This is a genomic window from Streptomyces sp. NPDC002076 (assembly GCF_053593835.1).
Window position 1 is genome coordinate 85331 of the sequence record NZ_JBSFDI010000008.1, and the last position, 14428, is coordinate 99758.

Genomic DNA, 14428 nt, shown 5'->3' on the forward strand with positions numbered 1-14428 from the left:
GATTCTTCCTGGCCGGGCGGCTGGTTGCGAACCCGGGGATATTCGGGGTGTCTCAGCACCAACCATGCCGAAACGGACGGATCAGCGCTGCAACAGTGCGAACGACGCCCCCTGATTGTCGGTGACGACGGCCACTCGTCCGTACGACGTCTCGAAGGGTGGCGCCTGCACCCGGCCGCCGAGCCGCTGTACGGCCCCCAGGGCGTCGTCCAGCCCGGCGACGCGGAAGTGGGTCAGGAAGTGCGGGGGCATCTCGGCCGGGAAGACGTCGGTGACCTCGGCACGGCCGAAGTCGGGCCGGGCGTGGGCGCCGAACAGGGCGTCGTGGAAGAGACCGCCGTAGAAGGCGTTGGCGGCGGCGGTGTCCCGGGTGTACAGCTGGGCCCAGACGAAGGTGCCGGGCTCGTGCCGCCGTCCGAAGCCCCGGTGACGGCCCGGCTGCCACAGCCCGAACACCGCGCCCTCGGGATCGGCGGCGAGCGCGGCGACCCCGAGGTCGCCCACCGGGAACGGGGCCATGACCACCTGCCCGCCCGCCGCGGTGATCCGCCGGCCGAGGGCCTCGGCGTCAGGGGTGGCGAAGGACACCGTCCAGACGGTGGGCATCCGGCCGTCGATCTTGGGGGCGAGCGAGGCGACGAGCTGCCCCTCCAGCCGCGCCCACACCGAGGAGCCGTAGGCGTCCTCGAAGGTCCACCCGAAGAGCTCACCGTAGAACCGCTTGCCCGCCTCGACGTCGGCGAGCTGGGCGTCCACCCAGCAGGGCACACCTTCCCCGTAGGTCTCTTCCGCCTCTACCACCTCTGCCTCTATCACCTCTTCCGCCTCTTCCGCCCCTTCGTGCCCGGATGCCCAGTTTTCGGCCATGTCGTCAAAGTAACCGGGCCGCACGCACCGCGCAGACCAGGCACACCACCCTCGGAGCACCCGTGCACCCCATTTGCAGTCGGCCGAATCGCGCTCCGATCACCCCTCGGTAAGCTGACGGCATGACAGGACAAGTGCGTACCGTCGACGGCCGCGTGGCCGGCCGGCGTGGGCAGGCGACCCGGCAGAAGCTGCTCGACTGCCTCAGCGAGATGCTCAGCTCCTCCCCCTACCGGGACGTCAAGGTCATCGATGTCGCCCGGAAGGCGGGAACTTCACCCGCGACCTTCTACCAGTACTTCCCCGACGTCGAAGGCGCCGTCCTGGAGATCGCCGAGCAAATGGCGGCCGAGGGCGCGGGATTGACCGAACTGCTCCAGGGGCGGTCCTGGGCCGGCAAGTCCGGCTGGCAGACCGCACAGGAACTCGTGGACGGGTTCCTGGAGTTCTGGCGCAAGAACGACGCGATCCTGCGGGTCGTCGACCTCGGCGCGGCCGAGGGGGACAAACGGTTCTACAAGATCCGCATGAAGATCCTGAACTCGGTGAACAACTCCCTCGCGGAGTCCATCACCGAGCTGCAGTCCAAGGGCAGGGTCGACAAGGACGTGAATCCGGCGGCGGTGGCCGGCTCCCTGGTCGCGATGCTCGCGGCGGTGGCGGCACACCAGAAGGGCTTCACGACCTGGGGCGTGAAGCAGGCCGAACTCAAGCCGAACCTGGCGCTGTTGGTGCACCTGGGTGTGACCGGGAAGAAGCCGAGCAAGTAACACGCGACCCCTGTAACCCCCCTCTTTTTCCTTAACCTCCAAGTCCTGTCTGGCAGGCGGTGGTTCACACGCGTTCTTGCGCGCGGTGAGCCACCGCCTGCACTGCTATGCGGGCAGCGGACGGTCCCGTACGACGTGCTTCATCACCAGCGTCGAGGTGAGCCGCTGCACCCCCGGCAGGGTCGCCAGTCGCTCGTCGTACAGCCGCTGGAAGGCCGCGAGGTCGGCGGTCGCCACCCGGAGCAGATAGTCGGGCTCGCCGAACAGTCGCTGGGCGTCGAGCACGTGCTCCAGCTCGCCGACCGCCCGCTCGAACTCGGCGACCGTGTCCCGGTCCTCCTGGCGCATCGACACGAAGACCAGCGCCTCGAAGGTCAGCCCGAGCGCAGCCGCGTCCACCACCGCCCGGTAGCCCTGGATGGCACCGGAGCGCTCCAGCTCGCGCAGCCGGCGGTGGCAGGGCGAGACGCTGAGGCGCACCCGGGCGGCCAGCTCGGTCACGGTCAGCCGCCCGTCCTGCTGCAGCTCGGCAAGGATTTTCCGGTCCACGTCGTCCATGAGGCAGACCTTCCCTCATAATCGGCCGGTACAGGCAAATTTCGGGAACACTTTCGGGCCATTCACGCCTAATGTCCCCACCATGGACTCGGGACTGCTCTTCTCCTTCCTCGCCGTGGACCTGCTGCTGGTGTGCGTGCCGGGCGCCGACTGGGCGTATGTGATCGCAACTGCGCTGCGCCGTGGCTCGGTGCCGCGCGCGGTGGCCGGCCTGGTCTGCGGCTATGCCGTGCACACGGTTCTGGCGACGGCGGGCCTCGCGGTCCTGGTGGCGGGCTCGCCGAGGCTGCTGACCGCCCTGACGGCGGCGGGCGCGGGTTACCTGCTGTGGCTCGGCTGGAGTGTGCTGCGCCGCCCGGCGGTGCCGGGGGCCACGGAGGAGGCCTCCCCCGACGGGCGGCTCTTCCTCCGCGGCGCCACGATCAGCGGCCTCAACCCCAAGGGTCTGCTGCTCTACCTCTCCGTCCTCCCCCAGTTCCTCACCCTGCGCGGCGCCCACCTGCCCGTCCCCGTCCAGACGGCAGCCCTCGGCCTGCTCCACATGGCCTGCTGCGCGGCCGTCTACCTCGGCGTCGGCGCGTTGTCGCGTGCGCTGCTCTCCGCGCGGCCGGCCGCGGCTCGGGCGGTGACGCGGACTTCGGGGGCGGCGATGCTGGGGATCGGCGCGGTTCTCCTGGCGGAGCGGCTGGCCACGTTGTAGGTCCGGCCGTCTTTCGGCTGCGGGTCCGTCGTGGTTGCTCGCGCCGTTCCCCGCGCCCCTTAGGGGGTTTCCGTGAGCCGGAACAGGCGGATCTCCCTCGTCACCCGGGCCTGATACGTGGCGTACGGTGGCCAGAACGCGAGGACCGCCCGCCACGCTGCCGCCCGCTCCTCCCCTGCCAGCAGTCGTGCGGTGACCGGAATGTCGTGGCCCTTCCAGCTGATAGAGGCCTCGGGGTGGGCCAGCAAATTGTGGGTCCACGCCGGATGCCCGGTGCGCCCGAAGTTGGAGCCGACCAGGAGCCAGCTCTTGCCGCCGTCCTCCGGCATGCAGGCCAGCGGGGTGCGGCGGAGCTGTCCGCTGCGGGCGCCGGTGGAGGTGAGGATCAGTCCTGGCAGCATCTGGGTGCTGAGCAGGTACCGCCCCCCGGTGAGCCGGTGGACCGCCCGGTCGAGGGCCGGGATCACATGGGGCGCGACCTTCGCGAACCCGCGCGTCGAGGACACCTTCTGCACCATCCGCACGCCGATCACACCGTCACCTCCCCGCCCGCGAAGAGACCGGCGACCTCGGCGGCCCGGTCCCGCAGCCGGTGCACCGGCCCGAACAGCAGCTCGTCCCCGGCGGCCCGCTTGAAGTACAGATGCGCGTCGTGCTCCCAGGTGAAACCGATCCCCCCGTGCAGTTGGATTCCCTCACCGGCGGCCCCCCGGAGCGCCTCCAGGGCCTGCGCGAGCGCGAGCCCCCCGGAGCGCTCCGCCTGAGCGCCGGACCCGCAAGCCGCCGACGGCGAGGACCCCGCCGAAGGCGAAGCCGAGGCGAAGTCGCCGGCGCCGGCGCCCCAAGCGGAGCAGTACGCGGCCGACCGAGCCGCCTGCACCCCCACATACACATCGGCCAGCCGATGCTTCACCGCCTGGAAGGACCCCACGGGCCGCCCGAACTGCTCGCGCTGCCCGACGTACGCCACGGTCCGCTCCAGCACCCGTTCCGCCGCCCCGACGGCCTCACAGGCGAGCACGGCGGCGACCCGGTCTCCCAGCGCGGCGAACGCGGGCAACACGTCCACCTCCTCCTCGCCGAGCAACTCCGCTCGAACGTCCCGCAGTTGGACGCGCCCCTGCGGCCGGGTGGCGTCGAGCGCGGTCTGCCGGGCGCGCATGACACCGGGCGCGTCCCCGGCCACCAGGAACAGCAGGGTCCGCGACCGCGCGAAGCCCCCGGTGTGCGCGGCGACGAGCAGCAGCCCCGCGCTGTGCCCGTCCAGCACCTGGTCGACCTGCCCGTACAGCCGCCAGCCACCGTCGGCCCGCCATGCCTGGACACCCCCGGCCCGGCCGCCACCGGCGGCGAAGGTGCCGTTGTCGCGGGTCAGCGCGAGGGCCGTGGTCAGGGCAGGGCCGGGGACGGCGAGGGCTGCGGTGAGGGTGCCGGCGGCCAGGCGGGGCAGCAGTTCGGCGCGCTGGGCCTCGGTGCCGAGGGCGAGGATCAGCGGGGCGGTGAGGACGGAGGTGGCGAGCAGTGGGGAGGGGGCGAGCGCCCGGCCGGTCTCCTCGCAGGCGAGGGCCAGTTCGGTGAGAGAGCAGCCGACACCGCCGTACCGCTCGGGCAGGGCGAGCCCGGGCAGGCCGAGCTGGTCGGCGAGGGCCGACCACAGGAGGGGGTCGTGTCCGGCCGGGCTGTCGACGGCGGTCCGCAGCTCGGGCGGGCCGCACCGCTTGTCCAGCAGCTCACGCAGGGTGCGGCGGATCTCGTCCTGCTCGGCGGTCAGGCGCGTGTCCATGGCGGTCCCTCATCCCTCCCGAGCGGAACTGACGGGCCGTCATATTAGGGCGCGGGTGTGCGGATGCCCAGGGCCATGACACCTGCCGCGAGCCGCGCGATCTGATGTACCGTCAGATTCATGACAGTGGGGAGCAGGAAGGTAGCCGTGGTCGGAGTGGCCCTCGCCGACTGCGGACGCGTGGCCGACGCCACCCCGTACACCCTGCACGCGCAGGCGGCCCGCCGCGCCCTCGCGGACGCGGGGCTCGACCGCGCCCGGGTCGACGGCCTCGCCTCCGCGGGCCTCGGCACGCTGGCCCCGGTGGAGGTGGCCGAGTATCTGGGCCTGCGCCCCACCTGGGTGGACTCCACCTCGGTCGGCGGCTCGACCTGGGAGGTCATGGCGGCGCACGCGGCGGACGCGATAGCCGCGGGCCACGCCAACGCCGTCCTCCTCGTCTACGGCTCGACGGCACGCGCGGACATCAAGGCCGGCCGCCGGACGGGCGACCTCTCCTTCGGCGCCCGCGGCCCCCTCCAGTTCGAGGTCCCCTACGGCCACACCCTGATCGCCAAGTACGCGATGGCCGCCCGCCGTCACATGATCGAACACGGCACGAGCGTCGAGCAGTTGGCCGAGGTCGCGGTCCAGGCCCGGGCCAACGCGGCGCTGAACCCGGAGGCGATGTTCCGCGACCCGATCACGGTCGACGACGTCCTGGCCGGCCCGATGATCGCCGACCCCTTCACCAAGCTGCACTGCTGTCTGCGCTCGGACGGCGGCGCGGCGGTCCTGCTGGCGGCCGAGGAGTACGTGCGGGACTGCCGTACGTCCCCCGTCTGGATCCTCGGCGCCGGGGAGCACGTCTCGCACGCGGCGATGTCCGAGTGGCCGGACTTCACGGTGTCCCCGGCTGCGGTGAGCGGGCGGCTGGCCTTCGAACGGGCGGGCGTGGGACCGCAGGAGATGGACTTCGCGCAGATCTACGACGCCTTCACCTACATGACCCTGGTGACCCTGGAGGACCTGGGCTTCTGCGGGAAGGGCGAGGGCGGGGCGTTCGTGCAGAAGGGCCGGCTGCTGGTGCGGGGCGGGGAGCTGCCGGTGAACACGGACGGGGGCGGCCTGTCGGCCCAACACCCCGGTATGCGCGGGCTGTTCCTGCTCGTGGAGGCGGTACGGCAACTGCGCGGGGAGGCCGGGGAGCGGCAGGTGCGCACCCGGGAAGGGCAGCTGCCGAGGCTGGGGGTGGCGTCCGGGACGGGGGGCTGGTTCTGCTCCTCGGGGACGGTGGTGCTGGGCCGGTGAGAGCCCTCCTCAGTCCTCCTCCAGCAGCCGGCGCCAGACGCGGGTGCGGTGCAGGACGTAGATGGAGCCCAACAGGACGACCGCCTGCAGCCCCACGGCGAGCAGCCAGAACTCGTCCCTGGTATCCAGCCTGTTCGTCAGGAACGTGAAGTTCATGCCGAAGAACCCGGTGATGAACGACAGCGGCAGGAAGATCACCGACACGATGGCCAGCCGGTTGATCACACCGTTCTGCTCGCCCGCGACGAGCGAGGAGTAACTGGCGAAGGCCCGGCGGGTGGCGTCCTGGAGGGACTCGACGTCGGCGAGCACCAGCCTTCCGGCGGTCTGGAACCCCTGGGCACGCCGTTGGCGCTCCTCGGGGAAGGTGGGGCTCATCATCCGGCGGGTGAGGATCTCGTCGACCGCCTGGAGGTAGGGCCGCAGGGCGTGGTGCAGCAGGGCGGAGCGCCGCCGTAGCTGCGCCAGCCGGTAGACCTGCTCGGGGCGCCGGCCCTCGAACATGTCGTCCTCCAGTTCCTCGGACTCCAGCAGAGCCTGTACGGCCGTCCGGCGGAAGGTGTCCAGGGCCTCCTGGAGCAGCAGGAACAGCACGGCCACGGTGTCGTCGGGGCGCTCGTGCCGCAGTGCCGCGGTGATGCTCTTCGCCAGTCCGGCCTGCCCCCGGTGCACGGTGGCCAGGAACCGCTCGGTCACCACCACATGGAGGTGGGCGATCTCGTCCTCGTGCACCACGGGCACGACGAAAGCGGCCCGGTCCCCCAGGAACTCGGCCCGCGCGGGCTCGCCCTCCCTGCCGAACCAGCCCAGCTCCTCGCCGTCCAGGCCGAGCTGCTCGGCGATCGGCGGGACCTGCGCCGGGGCGTCCTGCGGCAGCTCCACGTCGACGAGCAGGAAGGAGTCGACGGCCAGCCGCTCACGCGCCTCCGAGACATCCGCACGGGTGATGGTCATCTCGGGCATCGTCACCACCGTTACGATCACCGCCCCTCACCGTCATTCCCGAGCCCGTGGCTCCGAGCGTCCCCGCGCTCCGCCGCGCCCGCACCCGGAATCACTCGTGTGCGTCGCGGGAGGACTGCCGAACGGATGGCGGCCCGGTCGCACCCGCCCGCACCGACGGCGGCCCGGTGGCGATACTCGGCACATGGAAACGGATCTCCACGCAACTCTGCGGTCGCTGCGGGTATGGGACCCGGACGTCACGGACCTGCGCCCCTTCGACCCGGACACCGCCCCGCCGACCCCGCTGCCCCTGTTCACGAGCTGGTTCGCGGACGCGGTGGCCGCCGGGCAGCCGGAGCCGCACACGATGTCGCTGGCCACGGTGGACGAGGAGGGCCGGCCGGACGTACGGATCGTGATGCTGCACGGCGCCGACGCGGACGGCTGGGCCTTCGGCACCCACGCCACGAGCCGCAAGGGCCGGGCCCTGAGCGCACACCCTCAGGCCGCCCTGGCCTTCTACTGGCCGGTGCTGGGCCGTCAGGTGCGGGTGCGCGGGCCGGTGACCGCGGCGCCGTCCCGGGACAGCCAGGCGGACCTGCAGGCCCGCTCGACGGGGGCGCTGGCCGCGGCGCTCACCGGGCGGCAGAGCGAGGAGCTGTCCTCACTGGCCGAGCTGCGGCGGGCGTCCGAGGCGGCGTGGGAGCGGGCGCGCGAGCATCCCGACGAGCCGTCGCCCACCTGGACGCTGTATCGGCTGCGGCCGGAGACGGTGGAGTTCTTCCAGGGGGACGCGGAGCGACGGCATGTACGGCTGGAGTACCGGAGCACGGGGTTCGGGTGGAGCCGGACGCTGCTCTGGCCTTGAGCCGGTACACCCCCACCCGCCGGCGTCAGCCGCCGAACCGCCACACGCTGAAGTCCGCCACCGGCCGGTAGCCGATCCGCTGGTACAGCCCGTTGCTCGTCGGGTTGTCGAGGTCGGTGAAGAGGAGGATCTCCTGGACGCCCGCCGCCCGCGCGGTCCGGCTCACCTCCGCCGTGACCGCGCCGGCGTATCCGCGTCCGCGCAGGTCTGCCGGGGTGTAGACGGGGGCGACACGGACCTGGCCGGCCGTTTCGGGGGTGGCTCCGGCCATGGCGAGCGGGGTGCCGTCGCCGGTTTCCCAGAGGGTGACGCCGCCGTAGGAGATACGGGCGTCGGCCCAGTTGCCGGGGTCCTGGCCGACGCCGCCGGTGATCTCCCCGAACTCCTCGAACCAGCGGATCAGCAGATCCCGGTCCGCCGGCCCGGCGATCCGCGCCCGCCCCTGCGGCCGGGGCTCCGGTACGGTCAACTCGCCCAGCCGGTAGAGCCGTTGCCGCTTGTCGACGGCGACCGCCGTACCTGTGCGCCGCTCCCAGGCCGCCGCGAAGGACTCCGTCGCGTCCTTCGGCCCGGAGACTCCCGGGAGCGAGCGGCCCAGCTCGGCGAACCGGACCGCCAGGGCGTCGGCCTCCTGCGGGGTGAGCGCGGTGACGTTGATCTGGAAGGGCGGGGTGTGCAGCAGGGCGGCCCGTACCGTGCCGTCGTCCGCTTCCAGCAGGCCGAAGAGGGGCGCTTCCTTGCCGTAGAGATGCAGCCCGCGCCGCCGCAGCGCGTCCGTCACCGTCAGCGGCACCGTGTGCAGGGCGGGGCGGGAGCGCAGGAAGCCGCCCGCCCGGGAGAGGAACTCGTCCAGGTCTTCGGTGAGATACCAGTTCTCAGGGCGCATACGGCCATGATCGACGCCAACGCCGGGAAGGCACACCGGTTTTCCCCGGCAGCACAGCCTTCCGGGCGGCACACCGGCTCCCCTCGGCAGCACAACCCCGTGGGCCGAACCCCGGCTCCCCTCCCCGGCTCAACCCCCCGGACCGAACCCCGGCCCCTCCGCAGCCCAGCCCTCACAGGCGGCACACCAGCCCCCTTCCGCAGCTCAACCTCCGGGCCGAACCCCGGCTCCCCCGGCAGCTCAACCCTCCGAGACGAAACTCCGGCCCCCTCCGCAGCTCAACCCTGGCCCGAACCCCAGCTCCCCCGCCCCAACTCAACCCCTTGGCCCGAACCCCAGCTCTCCCTCCCCAACTCAACCCTCCGGGACGAAACTCCCGCCCCCCGCAGCAACCCCCGGACCGAACCCCGGCCCCACTCCCCAGCTCAACCCCCCGGACGAAACACCGCCACCCCCTCCACGAACGTCACCCGCAGCGGCAGCCCGGCTCGTAGGTCCGTGGCCGCGCACTCCACCACCTGTGTCATCATCCGCGGGCCCTCCGCCAGATCGACCACCGCGGCCACGTACGGCGTGCGCTCGCGGAAGGGCGGCAGGTCGTTGCGGTGGACGGTGGACCAGGTGTAGAGCACGGCCCGGCCGCTCGCCTCCTCCCAGGTCACCTCCTCGCTCCAGCAGTGCGGGCAGAACTCGCGCGGGTAGTGGTGGGCGAGGCCGCAGGCCCCGCAGCGGCGGATCAGCAGCCGGCCCCGCGCGGCCGCCTCCCAGTAGGGGCGGGTGAAGGCGTCGGGCTCCGGAAGGTCGTAGCGCACCGCGGCCATCAGAACCACCCCAGCCACGCGTCGATCGACCAGGTCTGCCACGCCATCCCGAAGAACCCGACGAGCGAGATGAGCGCCATCATCGAGTTCTGCCCCTGCTCGGCCCAGTCGTGGATCATCAGCACGAAGTAGATCGCGTTCAGCAGCAGCCCGCCCAGCAATGCGATCGGGGTCAGAAGGCCGAGGATCAGGCCGAGACCGAGGGAGAGTTCGGCGTAGGCGACGACGTACGCCATCAGCCTCGGGTGCGGCCCGACCACCGTCTCGAACCCCGTCCGCACCGGTGCCCAGCGGTGCTTCCCCGCGATCTCCGCCGCCCACGCGATGCCGCTGCCCCGCTCGAACCAGGCCTTCTTGTCCTTGTGCCGCCAGCTCTCCAGCCACCACAGACCGAGCCCGATCCGCAGCACCGCCAGCCACTGAGCGCCGTCCAGCCATATGGAATCCATGAATCTGACGGTACGTCAGATCTATGGCGATGCCCACCCGTGAGCCCACGCCGTACCGCCACAACCAGGTGTCCTACGCCACCGGCCCCACCCACTCCTCCTACATCCGTGATCAATCCGCAACCAATTCCGGTCTTGACCGAGACCCATCAACCGGGTGCGGGATTACGCTCCCGAGCATGGCCGACTCCCGTTCCGCTTCCATGCAGCTCTCCACCACACCCGCCGACCGCCCGGTCTACGTCATCGGCGCCGGTCCGGGCGGTCTGGCCGCCGCGTACGCACTGCGGGCACGGGGCATACGGGCCGTGGTGCTGGAGAAGGCCGACCGCGTGGGCGCCTCCTGGCACGGCCACTACGACCGGCTGCATCTGCACACCACCCGGCGGCTGTCCGCGCTGCCGGGCCTGAAGATCCCCCGGAAGTTCGGGCGCTGGGTGTCCCGCGACAACGTGGTGCGCTATCTGGAGAAGTACGCCGAGCACCACGAGCTGGAGATCGTCACCGGCGTGGAGGTCTCCCGCGTCGAGCGGACCGCCGACGGCACCGGCTGGCTGCTGCACGCCTCCGGCGGGCGCGAGCTGACCGGCAGCGCGGTGGTCGTCGCCACCGGCTACAACCACACCCCGCACCTCCCCAACTGGCCGGGCCTGGCGGAGTACGGCGGGGAGTTCCTGCACGCCGGCGCCTACCGCAACGCCGAGCCGTACACGGGCCGGGACGTCCTGGTCGTCGGCGTCGGCAACACCGGCGCCGAGATCGCCGTGGACCTGGTGGAGGGCGGGGCGGCGCGGGTGCGACTGGCGGTGCGCACCGTCCCGCACCTCGTACGCCGTACGACGCTCGGCTGGCCCGCGCAGTACTCGGGCGTCCTGGTACGGCGGCTGCCGGTGGGACTCGTGGACCGGCTGTGCCGGCTGCAGGCGAAGGCGGGCGTACCGGACCTGTCCGCGCACGGCCTGCCCCGCCCGGACACCGGGCTGTACAGCAGGGTGAAGGAGGGTGCCATCCCCGTGCAGGACGTCGGTCTGATCGACGCCGTGCGCAAGGGGAAGGTGGAGATCGTGGCCGCCGTGGAGTCCTTCGAGGACGGGAACCCCGGGAAGGTCGTCCTCGCCGACGGCAGCAGGATCGAGCCGGACGCGGTGATCGCGGCGACCGGGTACACACGGGCACTGGAGGGCCTCGTCGGGCATCTCGGGGTGCTGGACGGGCACGGCAGGCCGGTGGTGCAGGGCGGCCGTGCGCCGGCGCAAGCGCCCGGTCTGTACTTCACCGGGTTCACCAACCCGATCAGCGGGATGTTGCGGGAGATGGCGCTCGACGCCGGGCGGATCGCGAAGGCGGCGGCCAGACATCTGCGCACCCGCCGGTAACTTTGCTCGGTCCGACCAGTTCCTGACACTACGTCAGTTCCAGTAATCTGACAGAACGTCAGTTTACTTGTGCTGTCTCACAGGAGCGGGCGGACCGATGCTTGGATCAACCCACGGCACCCTCACCACCGACTCCCGCCGGGCCCGCGTCATCGCGTGCGGCGAGCAGCGGCCCGGACCCGTCGTCCACGACCGGGTCGACGACCTGGACGTCAGCGGGCGGCCGCTGTACGCGGACGTCCCCGACCTGACCCGCTTCTTCCGGCCCGAGTCGGTCGCCGTGATCGGCGCCTCGGACGCGGAGGGACGCCCCAACACCGGGATCACCCGGCAGTTGCTGGCCTGGGCCGAGCGGGTGGGGGCGCGGGTGTATCCGGTGCATCCGTCCCGCCCTTCGGTCTTCGGCATCCCGTGCGCCGCCTCGGTCGCCGGACTGCCGCCCGGCCAGGTCGACCTGGCCGTGCTGCTGGTGGCCGACCCGCTGCCGGTGATCGAGGAACTGGCCGACGTGAAGGTGAGGTTCGCGGTCGCCTTCGCCTCCGGGTTCGCCGAGACGGGCGAGGCGGGCGCCGAGGCACAGCAGCGGCTCGCGGACGCCGTACGCCGCTCGGGGATCCGGCTCCTCGGCCCGAACACCAATCTCAACGCCTTCGAGCACTTCCGCGAGGACCTGACCGGCCCGGCGATCGCCCTGATCACTCAGTCGGGACACCAGGGCCGCCCGGTGTTCTCGCTCCAGGAGCTGGGCATCCGCCTCTCCCACTGGGCACCCACCGGCAACGAGGCCGACCTGGAGACCGCCGACTTCCTGTCCTGGTTCGCCGAGCAGCCCGAGGTCGGTGCCGTCGCCGCTTACGTGGAGGGCCTGAAGGACGGCCGCGCCTTCCTGCTGGCCGCCGACCGGGCCGCCCGTCGCGGGGTGCCGGTGGTCGCGGTGAAGGTGGGCCGCACCGAGACCGGAGCGCGTACGGCCGCCTCGCACACCGGCAAGCTCACCGGTGCCGACGACGTGGTGGACGCGGCGATGCGCCAGTTCGGGGTCGTACGGGTCGACGGTCTCGACGAACTCCAGGACACCGCGGCCCTGTTGGCGCGGGCACGGGCGCCGCTGGCGGAGGGGGTCGCGGTGTACTCGATCTCCGGCGGCACCGGCGCGCATGCGGCCGACCTCGCCACCGCCGCCGGACTCCACCTCCCCCGCCTGTCCGAGGCCAGGCAGGCCGAGCTGCACCAGTGGATACCGGAGTACCTGAGCGTGGCCAACCCGGTGGACAACGGCGGGCATCCGGTGGGCGACTGGCGCGGCCGGAAGATCATCGACGCGATCCTCGCCGACCCGTCCATCGGCGTCCTGATCTGCCCGGTCACCGGCCCGTTCCCGCCGCTGAGCGACAGGCTCGTGACGGACCTGGTCGAGGCGGCCGAGGAGACGGACAAGCTGGTGTGCGTGGTGTGGGGCTCGCCGGTGGGCACGGAGGCGGCCTACCGCGAGGTCCTGCTGGGCTCCTCCCGCGTGGCCACCTTCCGCACGGTGGGCAACTGCCTCAAGGCGGTGCGCGCCTGGCTGGACCACCACCGCTTCGTGAGCGACTACCGCTCCCCCTTCGACGAGGCCCCGCGCACCCCCTCCCCCTCCTTCCGCAAGGCCGAGGCCCTGATGCGCCCCGGCCAGCAGCTCAGCGAGCACGGCGCCAAGCAGCTGCTGCGCGCCTACGGCATCCGGGTGCCGCGCGAACAGCTGGTGACCAGCGCGGCGGCGGCCGTACGGGCGGCGGCGCAGGTCGGCTACCCGGTGGTGATGAAGGCCTCCGGCGCCCAGATCGCCCACAAGACCGAACTGGGCCTGGTGAAGATCGGTCTGACGTCGGCCAGCCAGGTCAGGGACGCCTACCGCGAGCTGACCGACATCGCGCGCTACGAGGGTGTCTCGCTGGACGGGATCCTGGTGTGCCAGATGGTCGAACAGGGCGTGGAGATGGTTCTCGGGACGACCCACGACGACCTGTTCGGCCCGACGGTGACGGTGGGCCTCGGCGGGGTTCTGGTGGAGGTCCTGCACGACGCGACGGTCCGGGTGCCGCCGTTCGGCGAGGACCAGGCCCGCGCCATGCTCGCCGAGCTCCGCGGCCGGGCCCTGCTGGACGGCGTCCGGGGCCGACCGCCGGCCGACCGGGACGCGCTGGTGGAGGTGATCCTGCGGGTCCAGCGGATGGCGCTCGAACTGGGCGAGCACATCGCCGAGTTGGACATCAACCCGCTGATGGTGCTGCCCCGGGGGCAGGGCGCGGTGGCGCTGGACGCACTGGTGGTGTGCCGATGAGCGAGCTGGAGACCGAGCGGAGCGAGCAGGTCGCCCACCTCACCCTGAACCGTCCCGAGTCCCTCAACGCCCTCACGCCCGCGATGAGGGACGAGCTGATCGACGGCCTTGCCGAGGCATCCGCTGCCCCCGACATCCGGGCGGTGGTCCTGACCGGCAGGGGGCGCGGGTTCTGCGCGGGTGCGGACCTGAGAGGCGGCACCGGCGGCGACCGGCTGCCCGGCGACGTGGCCCGGATGCTGCGCCGGGGCGCCCAACGCCTGATCGCGGCCGTCCTGGACTGCGAGAAGCCGGTGATCGCCGCCGTGAACGGCACGGCGGCGGGCCTCGGCGCGCATCTGGCGTTCGCCTGCGACCTGGTCCTGGCCGCCGAGTCGGCCCGCTTCATCGAGGTGTTCGTACGGCGGGGCCTGGTACCGGACGCCGGCGGCGCGTACCTGCTCCCCCGCCTGCTGGGCCCCCACCGGGCGAAGGAGCTGATGTTCTTCGGCGACGCGGCGCCGGCGGCTGACGCGCTGCGGCTGGGCCTGGTCAACCGGGTCGTACCGGACGGGGAGCTGGAGAAGACGGCCCGCGAGTGGGCGACCCGCCTGGCGTCCGGCCCCACCCGCGCCCTGGCCCTGACCAAGCACCTGGTGAACACCTCCCTGGAGTCGGACCGGGCCACCGCCTTCGCCGCGGAGGCCTGGGCCCAGGAGCTCAACATGGCGACCGAGGACGCCCAGGAGGGACTGCGGGCGTTCACGGAACGCCGGGGGCCGGAGTTCCGGGGGCGGTGAGGCTTCCAATCTGACG

15 protein-coding genes are annotated in these 14428 nt (G+C 72.3%); 7 read left to right on the top strand and 8 right to left on the bottom strand.

The annotated features are described in order from the left end of the window. Positions 1 to 81 precede the first annotated feature (81 nt). Positions 82 to 756 carry a VOC family protein gene (locus tag ACWCQS_RS18715; RefSeq protein WP_451005646.1) on the bottom strand — a complete coding sequence of 225 codons (675 nt, stop codon included), beginning with the start codon at positions 754 to 756 and terminating at the stop codon, positions 82 to 84. Positions 757 to 1001: 245 nt separating this feature from the next. Here ACWCQS_RS18715 and ACWCQS_RS18720 point away from each other — a divergent pair, with 245 nt between their 5' ends. Further along, positions 1002 to 1637 carry a TetR family transcriptional regulator gene (locus tag ACWCQS_RS18720; RefSeq protein WP_451005647.1) on the top strand — a complete coding sequence of 212 codons (636 nt, stop codon included), beginning with the start codon at positions 1002 to 1004 and terminating at the stop codon, positions 1635 to 1637. A 105-nt stretch (positions 1638 to 1742) separates the two neighbouring features. Here the strand turns inward: ACWCQS_RS18720 and ACWCQS_RS18725 are convergent, their stop codons facing one another. Continuing rightward, complete coding sequence (locus ACWCQS_RS18725; protein ID WP_228623186.1) at positions 1743 to 2195, bottom strand: Lrp/AsnC family transcriptional regulator; 453 nt, start codon at positions 2193 to 2195, stop codon at positions 1743 to 1745. Between the two features lie 82 nt (positions 2196 to 2277). Between ACWCQS_RS18725 and ACWCQS_RS18730 the strand changes: the two genes are divergently transcribed. Continuing rightward, on the top strand, positions 2278 to 2895 hold the full coding sequence (locus ACWCQS_RS18730; RefSeq protein WP_451005421.1) for a LysE family translocator: 618 nt from the start codon (positions 2278 to 2280) through the stop codon (positions 2893 to 2895). Positions 2896 to 2954: 59 nt separating this feature from the next. Here ACWCQS_RS18730 and ACWCQS_RS18735 read toward each other — a convergent pair whose 3' ends face one another. Further along, positions 2955 to 3428, bottom strand: coding sequence for a nitroreductase family deazaflavin-dependent oxidoreductase (locus ACWCQS_RS18735; RefSeq protein WP_451005422.1), 474 nt, complete (start codon positions 3426 to 3428; stop codon positions 2955 to 2957). Then, complete coding sequence (locus ACWCQS_RS18740; RefSeq protein ID WP_451005423.1) at positions 3425 to 4678, bottom strand: acyl-CoA dehydrogenase family protein; 1254 nt, start codon at positions 4676 to 4678, stop codon at positions 3425 to 3427. Before ACWCQS_RS18740 ends, ACWCQS_RS18735 begins: the two co-directional genes overlap by 4 nt. 120 nt (positions 4679 to 4798) lie before the next feature. Here ACWCQS_RS18740 and ACWCQS_RS18745 point away from each other — a divergent pair, with 120 nt between their 5' ends. Further along, complete coding sequence (locus tag ACWCQS_RS18745; protein WP_451005424.1) at positions 4799 to 5968, top strand: thiolase C-terminal domain-containing protein; 1170 nt, start codon at positions 4799 to 4801, stop codon at positions 5966 to 5968. Positions 5969 to 5977: 9 nt separating this feature from the next. On the opposite strand, the gene ACWCQS_RS18750 is transcribed toward ACWCQS_RS18745, so the two are convergent. Continuing rightward, positions 5978 to 6922 (bottom strand): magnesium transporter CorA family protein, encoded by a 945-nt coding sequence (locus ACWCQS_RS18750; RefSeq protein WP_451005425.1) that lies wholly within the window; start codon positions 6920 to 6922, stop codon positions 5978 to 5980. 193 nt (positions 6923 to 7115) lie between these two features. Between ACWCQS_RS18750 and ACWCQS_RS18755 the strand changes: the two genes are divergently transcribed. After that, positions 7116 to 7781, top strand: coding sequence for a pyridoxine/pyridoxamine 5'-phosphate oxidase (locus tag ACWCQS_RS18755; RefSeq protein WP_450982978.1), 666 nt, complete (start codon positions 7116 to 7118; stop codon positions 7779 to 7781). 25 nt (positions 7782 to 7806) lie between these two features. Here the strand turns inward: ACWCQS_RS18755 and ACWCQS_RS18760 are convergent, their stop codons facing one another. The 3 genes from ACWCQS_RS18760 to ACWCQS_RS18770 form a co-directional block, all read right to left on the bottom strand. Next, positions 7807 to 8667 (bottom strand): GNAT family N-acetyltransferase, encoded by an 861-nt coding sequence (locus ACWCQS_RS18760; protein ID WP_451005426.1) that lies wholly within the window; start codon positions 8665 to 8667, stop codon positions 7807 to 7809. A gap of 425 nt (positions 8668 to 9092) precedes the next feature. Next, the gene (locus tag ACWCQS_RS18765) at positions 9093 to 9488 is read right to left on the bottom strand and encodes a Zn-ribbon domain-containing OB-fold protein (RefSeq protein WP_451005427.1); all 396 of its coding nucleotides are present in this window, start codon (positions 9486 to 9488) and stop codon (positions 9093 to 9095) included. Then, the gene (locus tag ACWCQS_RS18770) at positions 9488 to 9937 is read right to left on the bottom strand and encodes a DoxX family membrane protein (RefSeq protein ID WP_451005428.1); all 450 of its coding nucleotides are present in this window, start codon (positions 9935 to 9937) and stop codon (positions 9488 to 9490) included. The genes ACWCQS_RS18765 and ACWCQS_RS18770 overlap by 1 nt, the downstream gene beginning before the upstream one ends. A gap of 179 nt (positions 9938 to 10116) precedes the next feature. Between ACWCQS_RS18770 and ACWCQS_RS18775 the strand changes: the two genes are divergently transcribed. The 3 genes from ACWCQS_RS18775 (at position 10117) to ACWCQS_RS18785 (ending at position 14412) form a co-directional block, all read left to right on the top strand. After that, positions 10117 to 11313, top strand: coding sequence for a flavin-containing monooxygenase (locus ACWCQS_RS18775; RefSeq protein WP_451005429.1), 1197 nt, complete (start codon positions 10117 to 10119; stop codon positions 11311 to 11313). 97 nt (positions 11314 to 11410) lie between these two features. After that, positions 11411 to 13633, top strand: coding sequence for an acetate--CoA ligase family protein (locus ACWCQS_RS18780; protein ID WP_451005430.1), 2223 nt, complete (start codon positions 11411 to 11413; stop codon positions 13631 to 13633). After that, the gene (locus ACWCQS_RS18785; protein ID WP_451005431.1) at positions 13630 to 14412 is read left to right on the top strand and encodes an enoyl-CoA hydratase/isomerase family protein; all 783 of its coding nucleotides are present in this window, start codon (positions 13630 to 13632) and stop codon (positions 14410 to 14412) included. The genes ACWCQS_RS18780 and ACWCQS_RS18785 overlap by 4 nt, the downstream gene beginning before the upstream one ends. The last annotated feature ends 16 nt before the right edge of the window (positions 14413 to 14428 follow it).

Bases quoted from the DNA above. Each gene is read 5' to 3' on its own strand.
- ACWCQS_RS18725 (WP_228623186.1), bottom strand. From the start codon at position 2,195: ATGGACGACGTGGACCGGAAAATCCTTGCCGAGCTGCAGCAGGACGGG.
- ACWCQS_RS18730 (WP_451005421.1), top strand. From the start codon at position 2,278: ATGGACTCGGGACTGCTCTTCTCCTTCCTCGCCGTGGACCTGCTGCTG.
- ACWCQS_RS18740 (WP_451005423.1), bottom strand. From the start codon at position 4,678: ATGGACACGCGCCTGACCGCCGAGCAGGACGAGATCCGCCGCACCCTG.
- ACWCQS_RS18745 (WP_451005424.1), top strand. From the start codon at position 4,799: ATGACAGTGGGGAGCAGGAAGGTAGCCGTGGTCGGAGTGGCCCTCGCC.
- ACWCQS_RS18750 (WP_451005425.1), bottom strand. From the start codon at position 6,922: ATGACCATCACCCGTGCGGATGTCTCGGAGGCGCGTGAGCGGCTGGCC.
- ACWCQS_RS18755 (WP_450982978.1), top strand. From the start codon at position 7,116: ATGGAAACGGATCTCCACGCAACTCTGCGGTCGCTGCGGGTATGGGAC.
- ACWCQS_RS18760 (WP_451005426.1), bottom strand. From the start codon at position 8,667: ATGCGCCCTGAGAACTGGTATCTCACCGAAGACCTGGACGAGTTCCTC.
- ACWCQS_RS18765 (WP_451005427.1), bottom strand. From the start codon at position 9,488: ATGGCCGCGGTGCGCTACGACCTTCCGGAGCCCGACGCCTTCACCCGC.
- ACWCQS_RS18770 (WP_451005428.1), bottom strand. From the start codon at position 9,937: ATGGATTCCATATGGCTGGACGGCGCTCAGTGGCTGGCGGTGCTGCGG.
- ACWCQS_RS18775 (WP_451005429.1), top strand. From the start codon at position 10,117: ATGGCCGACTCCCGTTCCGCTTCCATGCAGCTCTCCACCACACCCGCC.
- ACWCQS_RS18780 (WP_451005430.1), top strand. From the start codon at position 11,411: ATGCTTGGATCAACCCACGGCACCCTCACCACCGACTCCCGCCGGGCC.
- ACWCQS_RS18785 (WP_451005431.1), top strand. From the start codon at position 13,630: ATGAGCGAGCTGGAGACCGAGCGGAGCGAGCAGGTCGCCCACCTCACC.